The sequence below is a fragment of the Leptospirales bacterium genome, from assembly GCA_019694655.1.
Taxonomy (GTDB): Bacteria; Spirochaetota; Leptospiria; order Leptospirales; family Leptonemataceae; genus SSF53.
On the sequence record JAIBBN010000010.1, the window covers coordinates 97,097 to 115,165 of the forward strand.

General features: G+C 60.2%; 17 protein-coding genes. 10 read left to right on the forward strand and 7 right to left on the reverse strand.

The window, feature by feature from the left end:
- Nucleotides 1–111 precede the first annotated feature (111 nt).
- Together K1X75_13635 and K1X75_13640 are read left to right on the forward strand one after the other, a co-directional pair.
- A complete protein-coding gene (locus K1X75_13635) occupies nucleotides 112–2,010 on the forward strand; it encodes an OmpA family protein (protein MBX7059103.1) in 1,899 nt (632 codons plus the stop codon).
- Nucleotides 2,007–2,519: a hypothetical protein gene (locus K1X75_13640; GenBank protein ID MBX7059104.1), complete on the forward strand. Its 513-nt coding sequence runs from the start codon at nucleotides 2,007–2,009 to the stop codon at nucleotides 2,517–2,519. The genes K1X75_13635 and K1X75_13640 overlap by 4 nt, the downstream gene beginning before the upstream one ends.
- Here the strand turns inward: K1X75_13640 and K1X75_13645 are convergent.
- Both K1X75_13645 and K1X75_13650 read right to left on the reverse strand, forming a co-directional pair.
- Complete coding sequence (locus tag K1X75_13645; protein MBX7059105.1) at nucleotides 2,516–3,268, reverse strand: M15 family metallopeptidase; 753 nt, start codon at nucleotides 3,266–3,268, stop codon at nucleotides 2,516–2,518. The two genes, K1X75_13640 and K1X75_13645, sit on opposite strands and share 4 nt — an antisense overlap.
- A gap of 37 nt (nucleotides 3,269–3,305) precedes the next feature.
- Nucleotides 3,306–4,427: a hypothetical protein gene (locus K1X75_13650; protein ID MBX7059106.1), complete on the reverse strand. Its 1,122-nt coding sequence runs from the start codon at nucleotides 4,425–4,427 to the stop codon at nucleotides 3,306–3,308.
- Nucleotides 4,428–4,544: 117 nt separating this feature from the next.
- On the opposite strand from K1X75_13650, the gene K1X75_13655 reads away from it, so the two are divergent.
- A complete protein-coding gene (locus K1X75_13655) occupies nucleotides 4,545–5,579 on the forward strand; it encodes a hypothetical protein (protein MBX7059107.1) in 1,035 nt (344 codons plus the stop codon).
- 9 nt (nucleotides 5,580–5,588) lie between these two features.
- Here K1X75_13655 and K1X75_13660 read toward each other — a convergent pair whose 3' ends face one another.
- Complete coding sequence (locus K1X75_13660) at nucleotides 5,589–6,047, reverse strand: Spy/CpxP family protein refolding chaperone (protein ID MBX7059108.1); 459 nt, start codon at nucleotides 6,045–6,047, stop codon at nucleotides 5,589–5,591.
- A gap of 193 nt (nucleotides 6,048–6,240) precedes the next feature.
- Here K1X75_13660 and K1X75_13665 point away from each other — a divergent pair, with 193 nt between their 5' ends.
- Both K1X75_13665 and K1X75_13670 read left to right on the forward strand, forming a co-directional pair.
- Complete coding sequence (locus K1X75_13665) at nucleotides 6,241–6,981, forward strand: response regulator transcription factor (GenBank protein ID MBX7059109.1); 741 nt, start codon at nucleotides 6,241–6,243, stop codon at nucleotides 6,979–6,981.
- Complete coding sequence (locus tag K1X75_13670; GenBank protein MBX7059110.1) at nucleotides 6,981–8,348, forward strand: HAMP domain-containing protein; 1,368 nt, start codon at nucleotides 6,981–6,983, stop codon at nucleotides 8,346–8,348. Before K1X75_13665 ends, K1X75_13670 begins: the two co-directional genes overlap by 1 nt.
- 138 nt (nucleotides 8,349–8,486) lie before the next feature.
- On the opposite strand, the gene K1X75_13675 is transcribed toward K1X75_13670, so the two are convergent.
- A complete protein-coding gene (locus K1X75_13675) occupies nucleotides 8,487–9,242 on the reverse strand; it encodes a CPBP family intramembrane metalloprotease (GenBank protein ID MBX7059111.1) in 756 nt (251 codons plus the stop codon).
- A gap of 328 nt (nucleotides 9,243–9,570) precedes the next feature.
- Between K1X75_13675 and K1X75_13680 the strand changes: the two genes are divergently transcribed.
- Nucleotides 9,571–10,230, forward strand: a complete 660-nt coding sequence (locus tag K1X75_13680; GenBank protein ID MBX7059112.1) for a hypothetical protein — start codon at nucleotides 9,571–9,573, stop codon at nucleotides 10,228–10,230.
- On the opposite strand, the gene K1X75_13685 is transcribed toward K1X75_13680, so the two are convergent.
- On the reverse strand, nucleotides 10,208–10,630 hold the full coding sequence (locus K1X75_13685; protein MBX7059113.1) for a nuclear transport factor 2 family protein: 423 nt from the start codon (nucleotides 10,628–10,630) through the stop codon (nucleotides 10,208–10,210). The two genes, K1X75_13680 and K1X75_13685, sit on opposite strands and share 23 nt — an antisense overlap.
- A gap of 53 nt (nucleotides 10,631–10,683) precedes the next feature.
- Here K1X75_13685 and K1X75_13690 point away from each other — a divergent pair, with 53 nt between their 5' ends.
- Entirely contained in the window at nucleotides 10,684–10,989 is a 306-nt protein-coding gene (locus K1X75_13690; protein ID MBX7059114.1) for a helix-turn-helix transcriptional regulator, read from the forward strand.
- A 3-nt stretch (nucleotides 10,990–10,992) separates the two neighbouring features.
- Here the strand turns inward: K1X75_13690 and K1X75_13695 are convergent, their stop codons facing one another.
- The gene (locus K1X75_13695; protein ID MBX7059115.1) at nucleotides 10,993–12,192 is read right to left on the reverse strand and encodes an ATP-binding protein; all 1,200 of its coding nucleotides are present in this window, start codon (nucleotides 12,190–12,192) and stop codon (nucleotides 10,993–10,995) included.
- Nucleotides 12,193–12,365: 173 nt separating this feature from the next.
- Between K1X75_13695 and K1X75_13700 the strand changes: the two genes are divergently transcribed.
- Together K1X75_13700 and K1X75_13705 are read left to right on the forward strand one after the other, a co-directional pair.
- A complete protein-coding gene (locus K1X75_13700; GenBank protein MBX7059116.1) occupies nucleotides 12,366–13,133 on the forward strand; it encodes an MBL fold metallo-hydrolase in 768 nt (255 codons plus the stop codon).
- A gap of 32 nt (nucleotides 13,134–13,165) precedes the next feature.
- On the forward strand, nucleotides 13,166–13,876 hold the full coding sequence (locus tag K1X75_13705; protein MBX7059117.1) for a DUF4386 domain-containing protein: 711 nt from the start codon (nucleotides 13,166–13,168) through the stop codon (nucleotides 13,874–13,876).
- A gap of 190 nt (nucleotides 13,877–14,066) precedes the next feature.
- Here the strand turns inward: K1X75_13705 and K1X75_13710 are convergent, their stop codons facing one another.
- Nucleotides 14,067–17,183, reverse strand: coding sequence for a DEAD/DEAH box helicase (locus tag K1X75_13710; protein ID MBX7059118.1), 3,117 nt, complete (start codon nucleotides 17,181–17,183; stop codon nucleotides 14,067–14,069).
- 413 nt (nucleotides 17,184–17,596) lie between these two features.
- Between K1X75_13710 and K1X75_13715 the strand changes: the two genes are divergently transcribed.
- Nucleotides 17,597–18,069, forward strand: a 473-nt coding sequence (locus K1X75_13715; GenBank protein MBX7059119.1) for a hypothetical protein, incomplete at its 3' end; no start/stop codon positions are given.

Below are 18,069 nucleotides of genomic sequence, written 5' to 3' on the forward strand. Positions count from 1 at the left end.
GTGCATCCCATTCGCTTTGCGAGTGGCGCGAGCTCCTGTCGCGCAGAGCCGGTTCTGGGACCGGCGCCAAATGACAGGTCGTGGCCGGAATGCAGGACCGGGCTGCGACGAATGCTTGCTCTGTGGGCCCTGGCCCTGCTGGGGCTGCTGCACCACGCCGCCGGACAGGCCCAAAGCGACAATCGGGTCTTTCGCCTGCGAGTCGATCCGCCTGCAATTTCGCCTGACTCTGATGGCATCCAGGACATCGCCTTGATCCGCCTGGAGAACGTTCCGGAAGACTTGCGCGAACCCGCCGACTGGTACTGTCGCATCGTTGATAGCAACGGTCGTATTGTACGTAGCTTTGTCGCCGACCGCCGCTTGCGCAGACCGGAACGCGGACCAACCAACCTCTGGCTGCCCGGACGCGATACCATCGAAGCGGTGCGGCTCTTCGAGCAAATTCTGTGGGATGGTCGCAATACAGAGGGCGCCATTGTCGCCGATGGCGTCTACCGCGTGGAAACCGGCGTGCAGCCTGGTCCTGGCGACATCCATGTGAATGCGACGGCCGCCGAATTGCTGGTCAGTCGCTCGCGTCCGACCATCGAAGTACGCCCTGTCGCCAGCTGGTTTGTTCATTCGCCTGGCGCTCCGCCGCCCGGCCGCTCCGACACTGAACGCCTCGAACTACGACAGACAATTCGTTCGCCGCGCGAAAGCCTGGCCTTTGGAAGATTGCTCAGCCTGACGCGCGGCGCACTGCAGGAGCGTCGCTGGGATAGTTCGGCGCCCGCCGCCATCTACGTTTACTGGGATGAAGTCAACATTCCCGAGACGCAGCGTTACGGCGACTACAGCTATGAATTGATTGTACGCGATCGTGCCGGCAATCAGGCGCGCGCTCTGACCCAGAATTTTGGCTACCGCGATCAACGTTATGCGCTGGATTTGCGCGCCGATCGTTATTTGTTTTCGCCCAATGGCGATGGCGTGCGCGATTCCTTCCGCGCTGATCTGTGGCCCGTGGATGATCGCGGCCAGGAGCGAGCGCGCACGCTGCTGCGTCAGATGCACGGCTGGCGCGTTGAGGTTCGTTCCTTTCCTGCAAACGATGTAGTCTTCAGCGAAGAAGGCGCTGGAACGCCGCCGGAAACCGTACACTGGGATGGCCGCAACAAGGGCGGACAGATTGTAAGCGAAGGGCTGTATCAGATTCAACTGCGCGGCCCCGTAGCCGGTCAACAGTGGAGCACTCCCGCTCGTATGCTGGCCGTGGATCTGAGTCCGCCGCGCGCCAGCTTCAGTCTTTCCCCTTCCGTCCTGAGACCGGAGCGGCCCGATCAGCCCGGTTGGGTTGAATTGAGTATGTCGCCAACGGACAATATTGCCCTTGATTCCTGGCAGATTCAAATTCGACTGAAACCGGTGGGAGCGGAGCGAGACCCGCTGCAGCAACCCTTTCGCAGCTACCAGGGCTGGGCCGCGCCGGAGCCAATCGTCTGGAATGGCGCGTCGGACAGCGGCATTCCTTCGGAGAGCCTTGAGCGCTTCGTTGTCGAGGCGACGCTCTCCGACTCAGCGGGAAATACCGCAACGGTGCGCGGACCGGAAATTGAAAGCGATATAATCTTTCGTCCCCTGAAGGAGGGTGCGCCGGAACTTGCCGCGAGAATTCCGGCATTTGGACTCTTTGATCAGGATAACGAGCTCACCGCTCGCGGTCGCAGCGCGCTGGATCGACTGATTGCACGCATCGATCGCTACCCGCGTTACCGGCTCTCTCTGGAGAGTCATACCGCCCTGCCCGGCCGCGAGGAGTCCAATCTGCGACTCAGCGAAACGCGGTCGCGGGCGATGTTCGAGTATTTGCGCAGACATGGCGTCGAGCGCGAGCAGATCGAATTTCGCGGATTTGGAGAAAGCGAGGCGATGATGCCGGGGCGCGATCCGTTTTCAAACTACCAGAACGATCGCATCGAAGCGCGTCTGTTGCTGAGGCCGCAGCTCAATCCGTCTTTCGAATGATTATGCGTCGTTACTCCTGGCTTCTTGCGCTGTTTTTCGCGCTGCTTTTCGCCTTGCCGTCCGTTGAAGCGCAAGACAGCTCGCTGAATTTTCAGCGCCTGATTGCTCTGGGCGGCGCCCGACGCTTTTCCATTCATTCCATTCAGGCCGCCAGTTCAGGCGCAACGGGCCTACAAATCGGATCTGGCGAGCTGCAATCGATCAGTGCGCAACGTCTGGCGCTCTCCTTTGCCATCGTACCGGCCGCAGTGGAAGGTCGACTGAGCCTGCGACTGTTGCGCCAGGACCAATACAGTCTCTACCTGGCGCTGCATTTTCAAGGAAGCGTTGGCGGTCATTCCGAACGCATTGCCGAAACCGTGCGCGCCGATCGTTATCTGGCCGAGAACGGACACCTCGCCTTTCGTTACAATAGCAATCGCTATTTCTTCCAGCTTTCGCGCAATTCGCGCGGCGAAAATCGCATGATCACAAACTGGGGCGCCGGGCGGCTGCAGCCGCAGCCCTAGCGACAGTCTGGATTGATAGTGTTTACATAAGTATCGGCCAGTCCGGCCGCCCGATCGGCGCCGGAAAAGCGGCCGCCGGCGGGGAACTCCGCTTTGATCAGTCGATTCCATTCTGCCAGGAAGCGCCGCGACAGCGGCAAAAAGGACCAGTGCCAGCGCTCCTCGTTATAGCCGGCGTTGCGCCCGGCGGTATAGGGCTGGCAGAAGCCATAGTCCGCAGCATGCTGATCCAGCCAGGCAAAGAGTTCGCGTCCCGCGCCGGATCGATAGTAGTCGTTCTGCAGTACGTTGATATCGAGGTCCGATCCCCAGTGATGGCGGGAGGTGCCCGGCATACTGGAGTAAGTCAGAATGCCCCGCGCCCGCGCCTGCGGATCGGCAATGCGCGAGTAGCCTCCCACGCGACCGCTCCACTTGTTTTCCCAGATTGTACGCTGGTTGTCAAAGCTGCGCACGCCGCTGACCACCCAGAATTCGGCGCGCGGCAGCTGGCGATGCATGTCGGTATAGAGGCGCTTCAAGGCCTCGGCCGCCTCGCGACGCAGATAGATAGTGCGACCGCGTGTCGGCAGGCCAAAGGCGCCAAGTTCAACAAACAGTGGATGGCGCGCTGGTTCAAAGCGGCCCAGCAGATACTCGCGCGCGGCCGTGGGGCCGTAGAGTTCGCTGGCGGCTGCCGGCTCGGCGCAAAGCAACTGCGGAAAGTTGAGCAGCAGCAACAGAAAAGGCAACCATCGTCCTCGCAACATTGACGACCAGTCTGGCAGAGAGAATCCCCTCGAACAGCTAAAAGTAGAGCTGCAGCGAAAGACCGAGTTGTTCTTCCGGCGCCTGCTCGACCTGGCGCGCGGGCGAAAAAACGGTCAGGTCCGCTTCGTAGCGTGCAGCGGACAATGCAGCCGAGGAAGGCAGCGGCGGCGGATTGAATGCCTGCGCCGGTCCAGCAGCAGCCGGCATCGCTTGCAACTGAATGGCATAGCCCTTTTCCTGCGGAACAGAATCGTCAGCGGCCATCAGCAGATCCCACGGTCCGCCATTGAGAAAGAAGGCGTGACCCAGCTGGATCAAATAGATGCCGCCAAGCAATCCGATTGCCGTCTGCTGGCGATTGGCATTGCGCGAATAGTTCTCGCGATAGCGCGTAGTTTCAAAGGAAAAATAGGGAACGGAAGCCGGACCGTTGCCGGGGGCAAAGGCCAGCACGAAGGCCTGGTCGGAGAAGGTCTGGTAACGCTGGCGGGCATCATTGGCCAGATTGGTGTAGGCGTAGGCATTGTAGGCCGCCGCCGCAAAGGCTGCAGCATAGACGCTGCCGCTGACAGAATCATTTGCGTAGAAGTGTCCCCAGCCGGGCAGGACGGCGGCGCGCCAGAAGGCGCCCCAGGATCCCTGCGGTTCGCTGACCTCCGGCGCCGCTTGTTCGACGACCTGCTCTTGTTGCTCGGTCTGTTGCGTAGTTTCGGAGTTCGGCTGCTGCGCGGACGCCAGCGCACTCTGGTACTCCGCTTGCTGCGCCTCAAATGCGGCGCGCTCCGCCTGGGCGCGCGCCACCTCTTCAGCGCGGGCGCGCGCTGCTTGCTCCTCGGCCAGACGTCGCGCCTCGTCGGCACGACGACGTTCTTCTTCGGCCTGGCGGGCCAGTTCGGCGCGCTTCAGCTCTTCTTCCTTCTTGCGCTCCGCCTCTTCCTCGGCGTTAGATCGGCCATAAACGATGCGTGCAATTTCAGTCTTGCGGATTACGCGCGGACCCTGCGCCGTTTGAATCACGACCTGCTGACGGTCCTGGGATAGGATGCGACCCTCCAGGTTTTGTCCGTTGCGCAGGATAATGGTCTCTGCCGCCAGCAAGGCTGGAAAGATCAGCAGCAGGGCGCAAAGGCCGGCAACTCTCAGGCGCTTAAAGGTCATCCTCTATTGCTATCGCTGGCGCCGGCCGATTCCGCCAGCAAAAAAGAGTGCCCCAGGAGGGCCCTTTCTCCCCCCAATGACCCTGCAGCGTCCGCGTCGACGCTGAAAAACGTGAACATGGATTCGCCGGTCATCCGCCAGATTCTGGAAGCTGTAATGCCCGCCTGGACCGTGCGCATTGGCTTATCGCTCAGCGCGCCCTTTCGCGACTTTGAACCCTGGTCGCGCTATCAGGAAGCGACGCTGCTGAGCGGCGCGGCTACTGGCAGCATCGACGCCGCCTTTGTTGCCGCCGAAGACGCGCCACAGTCGGCGCGCGAACTGATCGAACTTCTCGAGCCCATTGCCAGCGGCGGCGTTGCAGTGATGGATTGGGCCGATCGTGCGGCGCCCTCCGATGAGCTGGATCGCGCCGCCGGATCGATGGGCATGCGACTGGAGAGCTGGACAACGCCAGGTCGACTGGGCGTGGCCGATGCCAGCGTGCGCAAACGCCGCCTGGCCATCTTACGCAAGGCCATGCGCAGCGGCGGGCGGGCGCTCTCCGGTCGCAAGATTCAGATTGCCCTGCTTCTACCGGCTGCGGAGCGAGCGCTGCGCATGCAACACTGGCGCAGTTTAATTTATTCCTACGCATTACAAGAAAGCGTGCAGCTGATACTGGTGGAAAATGGCGTCGATGATGCCGCGCCGGCGCACGAAGCAGCGCAGCTGGACGAAGCCAATCTCTTGATCGTGGTGCGTCACTGGCGCAGCGTCTCGCCGGCCGCGGCGCTGCACAGCGCGGCGGCTTTTTCTGATGCGGATGCCTTGATGCTCGATGGCGACGCCTGGCTATGCGTCGACGAAGTCTTTCCGCTGTATGCGAGCATGCTGGCGGAGCTGCGCAGCGAACGGCCGCAGGCGGCGCTGGCAATGGCGGCGCTGCACGATCCCTCCAGCGCTCGCTTTCTTGGCTATCGTCCGCCGGGCAGTTATCTGATCAATCGCGCCTGTCGCGAAGCGCTCTTGAGTAAGCCGGCAATGCAGGGACTGTTGCCAGAGAAATTGCCGGCGGCGCTGAAACGCGCCGGGGCCCGTTTGCACCGCATAGCGGCGCGCGCCGCAGAACCCGGCGCGGCGGCCCTGCTGGACGCGCCGCGCGGATTGTAGAGGCGCCTGTTACTGCTCCGGTTCGAAATCTTCCAGGTGATCGCGAACCCAATCGCGGACCGTGCGGCGCTGCTCGGCATTCAGAATACTGTAGAACTCCACAAAGTAATCCGGCGTCTGCAGAATAAAATTTTGCCGGCTTTGCAGCTGCTGGCGTACGAACTGAGCGAGGGCGCGGACGTCCGGCTCTTCTTTGTTGAACTCAGTCTTTGCCTGCATGAGCGCCGCTACCCGCGCCTGGTAGTTCTTGTGCAACTCGTCGCCAATTTTGGCGCGCAAGGTCTGATATTTCTGCTCCTGCTCGGGGCTCAGGTCCAGGGAATGAACCCTGTGATCGAGATGGTGCAGAATGCGGTCGCTGTGGTCGCGGCCCAGATTGGGACGGCAGGCGCCCAGCGCCATCAAACCGATGGCGGCAAAGGCCGCAGCGGCCAGCCTTGAGAATTTCCAGATACGTTGTTTCAACATACTACCCTCCAGGGTGATAGCAGCAAGCTAAGGGCATCGACCGACCGATTCTCGCCTGGCTGGAAAAAGAATGTGTGCGCGACCTTACGAAGCGGGCGCTGCCGGTAAAAAATTGTAAACTGGATGTCGACGGCGGCAGTCAGCACAATTCCGCGCTTGCCCGGCGAAGGCGCGGACCGCTGTCTGAAACAGGATGACGCAAGTTGCAACAGGGAAACAGAGCTCGCATCGCGTACTGATCATTGATGATGACCAACGCCTGCAGTCATTGCTGCGCGAGTATCTTGGCGGACGCGGATATGAAGTAGAAAGCCACCTGAGCGGCGATGGCGCAGCCGAGCGCGTGCTGGCCCTCGAACCGGATCTGGTGGTGCTGGACATCATGATGCCGGGGCGCGATGGATTGGAGGCGTTGCGCGATATTCGCGCGCGCTCGCGCACGCCGGTGGTGATGTTGACGGCGCGCGGCGACGAAGCGGATCGTATCGTCGGACTGGAACTGGGCGCGGACGACTATCTGCCCAAGCCCTTCAACCCGCGCGAACTGGATGCCCGGCTGCGCGCCATCCTGCGTCGCGAGGAATGGCAGAAAAGCCAGCAGCAAACGGAAAATCGCGCAACAGGCGTGGGCATCGAGGTCGGCGGTCTGCGCCTGCATCGCATCAAGCGAGTGCTGAGTTGCGGCGAAAGTCAGATTGAGCTTTCTACAGCGGAAGCGCGTCTGCTGGAAACGCTGATGGAACGGCCCGACAAGGCATTGAGCCGCGATGAAATCATGAACGCCACGCGCGGCCGCGATTTCATGGGTTTCGAGCGCAGCATTGATGTCCAGATTTCCAAATTGCGCCAGCGCCTGGAATCGATTGGCGCCGGACGCGATCGCATCCGTACCGTCTGGGGACAGGGCTACCTGTTTCAGTCGGAAGGTCCGTAGTGCGTCTCTACCTCAAACTGTACCTGGCCTTTGCCGCCAGCGTAGCCCTGGCGGCGCTGGTGATTGGCGGCATTGCTTTTCTGTTCAGCGAGTACCGCCTGGAGCGTCGCTTTCGCGGATTTCTGGAGGATCGCTCGCGCTCGGTGGCGGCGCTGGTAGAATACGTTCTGCAAAATGAAATGCGCAGCGGCGGCGACGAGCGTACTGCCGCACTGCGACTGGCTGGCTGGACCGGCGGTCAGGCCTGGATTTTTGACGGCCAGGGTCGTTTGCTGGGAGCATCCAGCGACGCGCCGCCGCCGCCTTTTGCCGAAGAAAATCGCGTCGCCGGCCCTTCGCGCTTTGGCCACGATCAAGAAACGTGGATGGTCGAAACGACCCTGCACGATGGTCGCCGAGCGCTGGTGCGCGCGCCGCTGGCGCATCCCTACACGGAAGGCGGCGGTCTGCTGTTTGTGGCAGCGATGCTGCTGGTCTTTCTGATCCTGCTTTTTCCGCTTTCCTGTTTGCTTGGTCGTCCGCTGGCGCGTTTGCGCGAAGCGGCCACGCGCCTTGCGGCCGGCGACCTGCAGCATCGCGTACAAATTCAGCGGCGCGACGGCCTGGGCGATCTGGCCCGTTCCTTCAATGACATGGCAGACCGTATCGAGCGACTGCTATCCTCGGCGCGAGAATTGAATGCCCACGTGTCCCATGAGTTGCGCTCGCCTCTGGCGCGGATGCGCGTGGCCATCGAACTCTTGCGCGACGACGCCGAGCGCAATCCGACCGCTCTGGCCCATGAAACGATCGAAGCGCGCGTGGCGCCGGTACTCTCTGAAATCGAACGACTGGACGATCTGGTCGGTCGCATTTTGATTCTCTCACAAAGCGGCGGAACAGCGCCGGCGGTGGAGTCGATCAATCTGGCGGCAGCGCTGCGCGACGCCCTGTCGCGCAGCAGCGAGTTCGAATCAGCCGAAAGATTGCAGCTGGAAATCCAGGCGCCACATTCGGCGGTGGTGCGCGGCGATCGTCGCTGGATTGAGGCTGCAATTCAGAATCTCTGTCAGAATGCGCTGCGCTATGCGCCGGACGGCGATCGACTGAACTTTTCACTGCGCGCTGTGGAGGATGGTTGGCTGCTGGAAACGGAGAACGCTGCAATCCTTGCGGAATCCGAACTTTCCGAACTGGCGCGACCCTTTCGGCGCGGAGAATCGGCGGCGCGACGCACCGAGGGCGCCGGTCTGGGTCTGGCCATCGTCGACAATGTGGCGCGCGTCCACCATGGCTGGTTGCGTCTGCAATGGGCCCAGGGACGTTTGCGCGTAGCGCTCTGGCTGCCACAAGAGCCCAATCTTCAGTCCGCTGCCCAGGCCGTTTAGATTGCGACTGCCAGATTTTAGCTACCGCCTTTGCGATGCGACGTCCACTTCAAGGGCGGTCGCGAGGTGCACCGTGTGATGGGCGCGCTGCCACGCGCCGCATTGCAGAGCGAATTCGAACGCTTTCTGTGAGCCCTCTTAGCTGAGCGAGAACAAGCCGAAAGACAGAAGAAAGGTCGCAAGGCCATGGCTGAGCGTCGAAGCCAACAGGCCAGAGCGCCAGCGAACCACGGCGCAAACCGCGCCTTCAAAAAGCCCAAAGAGGACGACCGGCCAGCCCACGTCGGTCACGGTGTAAGCGAGGAAGAGGTGGGCGATTGCAAAGGTGACGGTGGACACAGCGACGCCACGCAGCGGACTCAAGTCGACCTCGATCCAGCCCTGCAGGTAACCGCGAAAGAGGGTCTCTTCATAAAAAGCGCCGCACAATGCAAAGAAAAACAAATAGGGCAGTCGCTCCAGCGAAACAGCGCCGCCGCGCGCCTCCGGGGCGACTCCGGAATACAAGAACAGAAAGGGTGAAACTATGAGCGCAGCGCCGCCCAGACCAATCGCCAGGGCCAGGACGCGATTGCCGCGCAAATATACGAGGCGTTCGCGCATCGGCGCTTCCAGCCGATTGCTGGCCAGCGTCAGGCCTACCGCGCCCAGGCCCAGCGCAATCAGCGCCAGCGGACCGGCATCCAGGCGCAGCCAGAAACCGCCTTCGCGGCCCAGGGACCAGAAGCCAGCGGGCGTCATAGAATCGCGAATGAGAATAAATAGCACAATGTGCAGCGCCAGATGAAAGCGCCAGTAGCGCAGAGGGACGAGAGACAGTGTCAGGCCAATCAACAACAGCCCCGGCAATATGCGCGGCAGGTAGTCGGTAAGTAGGTAGGCCAGTGAGTCCATGATTGCCGGAAGTGGGGCAGCCCGGCGCTCTCAGTCAAGGCGAAACAATCGCCTGATCGCAGGCCAGGGACCGCCCTTTTGCCGGACAGGCCAGGCCGGGCAGCGGCAGGCGGGCCCGCCGGGGGACGTCCCGCAGGGCCGCAAAGTCGATAGCGGCGAACGCCATGAATAACCAACATTTGCTAGAAATTAGTGAGGTCATTTTAATATTATACGAATATTACTTAGTGCAAATTTGCGCAAACTGTTGACGGCGCGAATCAATATTCAACTATCCGACAGAATCATTTGCTGGCCGCACAGGGCCGCCAGCGAAGCGCAAGACGACATGAATCTCACACACAGTGTCGATCTGGAATTGCGATGCCACGACGTTAGCCTCCAGGCGCAGCTGCGCGCGCCGGAAAATCCGCGGGCACTGGTAATCTTCGCCGCCGGCAGCGGCCCCTCGCAACAGCGTCGGCGCAACATGCTGCTTGCTCAACTCTTGCAGCAACGCGGTCTGGCCACCTTCCAGTTTGATATGCTCAGTGCAGAAGAGGAGCAGGAAGATCAGGCAACGGCGCGCTTTCGTTTTGATATTCTGATGCTTTCGGAGCGCCTGAATTGCGCCCATGATTGGGCGCGCAAGCAGGCAGAACTGGAAAGCTTGCGCATTGGCTACTTTGCCGCCGGAACGGGCGCTGCAGCCGCCATGTTTGCCGCCGCAGATGGCGATGGAAGGCTGGGCGCCATCGTTTCACGGGGCGGACGGCCCGACCTGGCCGGACCGCGCCTGACGCGCGTTACTGCGCCAACGCTGCTGCTGGTCGGCGCCCTGGACATTCCTGCACTGCCGGTCAACCGCAAGGCCCTGGAAGCCTTGCGCTGTGAGAAGTCGCTGGAGATCGTCGAAGGCGCGTCGCACCTGTTCAGCGAGAACGGCGCGCTCGACAACGTAGCCAGACTGGCTGCCGACTGGTTTCTCAAGCACCTGGATCGGCGCTAAGGGCCTCCGCCGCTGGCGGCGTTTCGATCCAGATGGCGTGGTCCGTATCAAAGTACTCCTTCACGCGCTCGATTTGACCGTTGCGCAGGAAAAAGAGAAAGTGGTAGTGGTTGTTGTAGTCGCGCTGGCTTTTGTGCCGCCCGATGGATTCGGCGGTTACCGCAACGCGATTGTCCTCGGCGGTAATGTCGTGGAGAACAAATCGAAAACTGCGAAAGGAGCGAAAGATGCTCTTCAGCGTAACGCCGACCAGGCGCTTGTCCTTATGACCGGAGACCTTAGCGCGGCCAATCACCCACCAGTCGATGTCCTCAGCCACGCGCGCCAAGGCGCGCGCTACGTCGCCCTGGTTCAGATCCTCGAACAAATCCTTTACAAGTTGCTTGTTTTCTTGAATCACTGCCTGCACCCCCGGCGGAACTTTCTTTGCTACTAAAACAGTAGCGCAGGACTATGGCAAGCAAGAAAAGACAGAACCTGCGACGGCCCATCATGGAGCTGCTGGATCTCTTGGGCAAGCGCTGGATGCTGCGGATCTTCTGGGAGCTGCGCGATGGACAGGCCTGCAGCTTTCGCGACCTGCAGCAGCGCTGCGACGACCTCTCGCCCAGCGTTCTCAATGTTCGCCTCAAGGAGCTGCGCGCCGCCGGCTACCTGGCAGTGCAGGCCGATGGCTATGCACTGACGCCAACTGGTCTGGAGTTGCTGCAGATCCTGGGCGCCCTGAATGATTTTGCCGCAAAGCAAACTCGACGTTGAATGTCAGCCGCCGATGGCGCTGAGTTCAGCGCAGAGCTGCTGCAGCGGGACCGCCTCAATTCCGCGCTGCAGTGCAAAGCGTTCCTCGCCCGCATAGACGACGATTTTTCGCTGCGGGCGCACTGTTTCACAGGCCGCGTAGAAGCCTCTGGCCAGCGTCGGACTGAGGCTGCGCTTGATTTCAACGGCCCAGGGCTTCTTGCTTCCGGGAGGCTGCAACAGCAGGTCCAGTTCAGCTCCTCCCGCACTGCGGAAAAAATGCGCCTTGCTGGATACTGGCGCTGCAGCCAGCAAGGATTCGAGCACAAAAGTTTCCCAGCTGACGCCAACTACTGGATGACCCTGCAGCGACTCAAAGTCGGCAATGCCAAGCAGCGCATGCAGCAAACCGCAGTCGCGTACGTAGACCTTTGGCGCTTTCACCAGTCGCTTGCGAACATTTCCGTGCCAGGGACTCAGGCGGCGCACAAGCAAGAGATCAACTAACAGATCAATATAGGAAGCAATCGTCTTGCCATCGACCGAAAGCGACCGGGCGAGGGACGCAGCATTCAGCAAACCGCCCTGTTGGTGTGCAAGCATCGTCCAGAACCTGCGCAGCGTTTCTGCAGCGATGCGCGGACCAAGCTGGGGGATATCGCGCTCAAGGTAGGTTCGAATGAAGTCGTTTCGCCAGCGCAAACTGGCTGCATCATCGAGCGCCAGCAGACTGTCCGGAAATCCGCCGCGAAGCCAGAGCGCATCCAGAGAGTCCTGAGCTATTTCGCCCGCATCGATAGTTGAAAGTTCTACATAGCGTATGCGGCCCGCCAGAGACTCGCTTGATTGTTTCAGCAGTTCGATCGACGCAGAACCAAGAATTAAGAATCGACCTGATCGACGTCCGCGCCTTCGGCCCGCGTCCGCCAGTCCGCGCAGAATTGCAAACAGACCGGGCAGACGCTGGATCTCATCGAGGATGACCAAACTCTCTTCATGCTGCGACAGGTAGAGTTCTGGATCTGAAAGTTTTGCCCGGTCAGCGGGAGACTCGAGGTCCAAATAAACGGACCGTCGCCTGGCGGCTATCTGAAGCGCCAGCGTTGTCTTGCCGACCTGCCGCGGACCAAGCAATGCGACGACCGGGACTTCGCTCAGCGAGGCCTCAAGCTCCCCCTCCAACCGGCGAGAAATCATCTTTGAAATATTGGATCGATGCTCCATAATTGCAAGGAAAAAATCAGCAATTTGGACTTATCAGACGATCTGCCGCTGATGACCCTGCTGCGGACGGCAAAGGACGTCCATCGACCGCTTCCCGGCCAGAGGCGCGCTCTCAGCCAAATAGTACTGGGCAGGATTGACCCCTGGCTCAGCGCTCCCAGAGGACATTGCCTGTGAAAATACAACTGTTCAGACATGCTACGGCGATCATCGAATTTTCCGGAAAACGACTGCTGCTCGATCCGGTACTGGGGCCGGCCGGCGAGCGTCCCGGCTTCCCGACCAAAAGGGAAGGCCGGGGACGACGCAATCCGATCGTGGAGTTGCCCTTTGACGAGGTCGAACTGAAAGGGCTACTTTCCAGCATCGATGCTATCCTGGTGACACATACGCACATCGATCACTTTGACGACTTGAAGGGCCAGCGCCTGCCGCTTCAGCTGCCTGTGCTCTGCCAGCCGGAAGACGTCGCGCTGATGAAGAAGGCCGGCTTTGTCAAAATCCTGCCAATTCAAATGCAGCTGGACTGGGAAGGCATCAGGATAACGCGCACCGCCTGCTACCATGGCGGCGCCGTATTCCGCCGATTGCTTGGCCCCGCCTCCGGCTATGTCCTCCAAAACGGCAACGATTCGCTCTACATTGTGGGCGACAGCGTCTGGGCGCCGCCGGTGCAGCAAGCAATTCAACGCTTTCAGCCAAAACGACTGCTGCTGAATGGCGGCGGCGCACAGCTGCCGCTTGGTCGAACCATCACCATGGACGCCGAGGACATTTCTCAGCTCTGCCGGGCTACGCCAGACTCGAAAAAGATTGTAGTACATATGGAAGCTATGAATCATTGCCTGCTATCTCGCCCGGCGCTCAAGCAGCGACTGCAAGACGACGGCCTGCTGAACAATGTCTACATTCCCGCTGACGGGGAACTGGTAGAAGTTTAGGCGCAGTCTGGCGCAGGACGCAGGTACTACTTATGAAATCGGACAACGCAAAAAATAGCGTCGCACAGCTCTGGAGAATCACGGGCGGCCTGCTAATCCTGGCGGCGCTTGGTTTCATTGTCGTTTTTTCGCTTCTTGCGGCGTGGTTTGACTATCCGCAGATTCTGGAGCGCGGCGCCGGCGAGGCGTTGCCGCTCTTGCAGAAGGGCGGCGCCGGCCTTCATGCGGTGTGGATTGTCTACGCCTTGATTCCGTTCTTGATTCTGCCGGTAGCTGCTGGCCTGGAACGAATCCTCAGCCAGAGCGCCAGCGCTGCCATTGGCGCTCGCTTTGCCGTCCCCGCCGTTCTCTTTCTGGTTCTGGGGCTGGCGCGCTGGCCCAGCCTCAATTATCTGCTGGCCGAGCACTTCGCAAGCGCCAGCCCGGGCGACGCCGCGCAGATGCAAGCGGCGCTGCTCTTCGACGCCGGCAATCGCTATCTGGGAAATTATCTGGGCGAACTTGCCGGCGAGCTCTGCCTGAATAGTTGGTTTTTGTTTACTGCCCTGGGAATGCGCGGCAGCGCCTCCTTTCCGCGCTGGCTGTCCGCTTTTGGAATGCTGACGGCCGTTGTGGGACTGGTCAGCGCGCTGCGCATTGTACTGCCGCAACTGGAGCCGCTGAGCAATGTCAGCAACCTTCTGCTGCCGCTGTGGCTGCTGGGACTGGGCGGGTATTTGATGCGCGGCCCACGGGAAAAGTAGGCGCCTCTACCAGCGGGCGCGAAGGCTGCCAGTCAGCCGTGGGGCAGCGCGGACCTGGCATCTGGAATCGTCGCCGCTGCAGGCGCAAAAAATATACTCCAACCAGTAGAAAACGTTCAGGCCAAATTTCAGGAAATCATTCAGATCCGTTGCAGGGCCTTCCCGTCTCTTATTGGCCATACTGCCTGGTCTACTTCAGCAGCGCCGCCAGCTCCTCACGTGAGATGCCAGAATCTGTGGACTGCACCCCTGAAAGCGTTGCTTCGAACAGCGCCCGCTTTTTTCCCTGCAATGCAATTACGCGCTCCTCCACCGAGCCCCTGGAGACCATTTTGTAGATCATCACCGGACGCGTCTGGCCAATGCGATGGGCGCGATCGGAGGCCTGATTTTCCGCCGCCGGATTCCACCAGGGGTCCAGATGAATCACAGTGTCGGCGCGGTTCAAAGTCAGGGCGACGCCGCCGGCGCGCAGACTGATCAAAAAGAATTTTCTTTCGCCTCCCTGAAATGCGGCAACCTGTTTGGCGCGCGACTTTGCCGCAGTATTGCCGTCGATACGGAAAACGCTGTGACCGAGGCCGGCCAGCGCTCGCTGGACTACATCCAGCATGTCCGTGAATTGACTGAAAATCAGAACGCCCGAAGTTGTTTCGGCAAGCTCCTCGGCAATTTCCAGTAGATGTGCCACTTTTCCCGATTGTTCCAGCGTACAGCGCGCCGCATCGTGAAGATCGGGGTGACAGGCGATGCGTCGCAAGCGCATCAGATGCGGCAAGAGTCGCATGAGATAGTCCTGCCCGGCGGAGGCCAGCTCTTCCTGTGCTGCGCGGCGATACTCTTCATAGATGGAAGCCTGACGATCGTGCATCGGCAGAACCAGAATGCTTTCCGTCTTAGGCGGAAGATCGCGCAGAACCTGATCCTTGGAGCGCCGTAGCATGAAAGCATTCAGGCGCTGGTGCAGCCAGCCAAGCTCCTCTTGATCGAGTCCGACGCCCTGTTCCCCTTTCATCCGGGCCAGAAAGGAGCGCCGGGCGCCCAGAATGCCGGGGAAGCACAGATCGGAAAGCGACCACAATTCGCCCAGATGGTTCTCCAGCGGCGTGCCGGTCAGACAGAAGATGCTCTCGGCCTTCAGCGAGCGCACGGCCCGCGAAGCCTGTGAACTCTGGTTCTTCAGATTCTGAGCTTCGTCAATCACGATCGCTTGAAACTTAAACGTTTTAAAATCTTCAATATCACGTAGCAAAACGCCGAAGGAAGTAACAATGACGCCTTTGCTGGCAAGCCTTTGATTCTTGCGCTCGCTGCCATGCCAGACAGACAACGGCAAATGCGGACAGAAGCGCTGCGCCTCGCTGCTCCAGACGCCAAGAGCCGCCACCGGGGCAACGATCAGGACGGGCCCTTTGCTTCCACGCGCCGCAAGCGCCGATAGAAAATACAACGCCTGAATTGTTTTGCCGAGACCCATGTCGTCGGCCAGAATGCCGCCCATCCCGCGGGAAAAGAGTCGGAACAGGAACTTCGCTCCATCCAGCTGATAGGAACGCAACGTCCCCAAAAATTCCGGCTGTTTTTCGATGGCGAGATCTTCGTCTGGCGCCCCATTCCAGCGTTTCAACAGAGAGGCGGCCTTGCCCCTGGCGCGCAGACTTGCTTCCAGCTCCAGTGCGCGCAGATTTCCGGCATTGATGTTGGATACGCCGCCATCGACGCGAAGATTCAGACCCAGCCCAGACAGCGTTCGACTCAGTTTTTCGAGGCCAATGTCTTCCAGACGAAGCCAGCGACCATCCGCTGTCCGCCAGAAACTCTGACCGGCGCGCCACGCCTGGAAGAGCTGCTTGCGCTGCAGAGCGTCCACACCAGGAATTTCGACCTGTCCCTCGAACCAGTTTTCGCCCGATCCTTCGTTCACTACAAGAAATGCGCGCGGCGGACTTGCAGCCAGCAACATCAGATCGGGGTGAATGAGCACTGGAATATTTGCTTCGCGCAAGGCAGGCAGGATTTGCCGGAAAAGTGCAGCAACTTTGCGGGCGCCGTAGACGGCTTGCGGATTACGCTGGGGAAGTCGGAGCGGGAAGTTTCTCCGGAAAAACTGCGCCTCCTTTCTGGGCGAGCGGCGAACAGCGGCATCTTCGCCCAACCAGAAGCGATCCTCGCCGCGTCGCAGCGGCGTCGCCGGAACGATGACAAATTGCGACCCAGTAGGCTTTCTTTTTCTGGATTCCTTCTGCAACTCCTGCTCTTCGCCGAGGGCAAGAGCCAGATGCCGCTTCGACTTTGCGTATACGAAAACGCGGCGCACGACCACCTGCAAACCCTCGTCAGGCGCTGGCAGTAATTCGACGGCCTGCTCCGGTCCGACGCCGTAAACTGGCGGCAGCTCGTCGACTCCCTGGATTCCTGCTGCGCGAAGTAAATCCTGGTTGGCATAGATCTCAAAGAGAGAAAGTCCTCTGGTAAAATACATTTCCTGCTGCAACTTTGGTATTTGCAGATAGTACAAGTCTTGCAACTTTCCGCCCAGTTGCAAGATCGGGCTGTAATCGGCCGCCTGCGAGGCGTCCTGGTTCGGGCAGTAAAACTGGCCTGTCGCCTTCAGCCTCCCTTTCCCAAGCTCTGAATTTGAGACAAACGCGTGGATCGCCAGACGCCGGCTATCTTCGCTCCGCACCAACCTCATCGACACGGGAAGCGCGCCGCGAAATTGTGCGCGGGCGCCATCAGGCAAGAACAGCGCCGGCCTTTCCTTTTGCACGGTCTGCAAATAGGCGTCCATGAATTGGTCGGCGCTGAGCTCGCCGTCGAAAAGATGCGGGGCCACGCTGGCCAGGAACTGGGACCGCTCTAACAGCAGATGATACTCTGGATCGTATTCGGTGAGCAGCGGCGCCGCTCCGCGCGGCTTCAAAATGCGAAGATAAAAGCTGCGCCAGTCAGGCTGGATCTGCGCCGCAATCTTGCCGGGCGAGGCCTGGGCGCGCGAGGGCGGCTTGCTCCGCGCGGGCGATTCCATTTCGACGGACAATTTCAGTGCTTGGAAGGCGGCTGCGGCCAGATGTTTGCAGAGCGAGCTGGCCGGACAGTCGCACTCTGCGCGCATTTGGTCCAGATTGAAGCGGACTGCGTAGGGCCATTCTCCCTGTACTCTTGCAGTCAATATCTCGTTTCGCAGGCGCAGCTCCTGTACGCGCCCCTCCCGCTGGTAGCGCAGGCCCTTTTCACGTACGGCGGCGCTGCAGGAACTGAGCAGCGAAAGTATCCTGGCCTTATCTGCGGAGGTCAGTTGATTCATGAAAGCTGAATAGACTTGTATCAAGCGGCAGTTCTTGGTTCCTGCGCCCGCATCCACGGAGGCTGAAAGGCCCGTGAGTCTCTCGTGTGCCTCCGGCCAACAAGCGCACGATTGTACAGAGAGACAGCGATATCTTTATCCTTAAAATCATCCAGTAAATACTGCCTCTTCGGTCAGCGGCCGGAGCGCCGCCTGGAAAGGCCAGCCAAATAGAAAGGTACGAATAGGCCTTGCCTTTCGGCATATCCCGGACGCGGCGGAAAAATTCAGTTTCAGTGAACTGAGCCGGCCATTCCAGGTTTACAGTTGGCCGTGGGTCACACTTCCATCGTCGAGCAAGAGAAAGATGGCGGCTGCAGGGCGACGCTCAAAGCCACGGTCGGCATTGGTCCGGCGTCCAAGGGAAAAGAAAGATGAGCAATGAAGGCTGGCAATTTGCAGCGCGGTTTCGAAAAGGCGCCTTTGGCTGGAGAAGCGACCTGCCCATTCAGCGCATCAAAGAAGCTGTGAAAGAAATCAAAGCGGCCGCAAAGTCCGAGCCGGTGGCAGCAGCGGAGGGCGCCGTGCTCTTTCTCGAAAAGGTTTCGCCAGCCATCGCCAATGTCGATAGTTCATCCGGCGCGATTGGCGGCGAAGTCAACCACGCAGTTGAAGAGCTGGCCGCAATCATTGCAAGGGCGCCCGCCGATGATCAAGTCCGCCAGAGTTGGCTGGAGCGCCTGGATAGGGCCTACGTTGAAGATCAGATCCCATATCTGGAAACCATCGGCGAAGTATTTGGCGAGATTTGCCAGAGCGTCGACCTGGCCAATCGCTGGGCCGCAAATCTGAGCGCAGCTGTCGCCGCAGAAATGGCCGGCCATCGCAACTTCAGCAAGCATGCCTT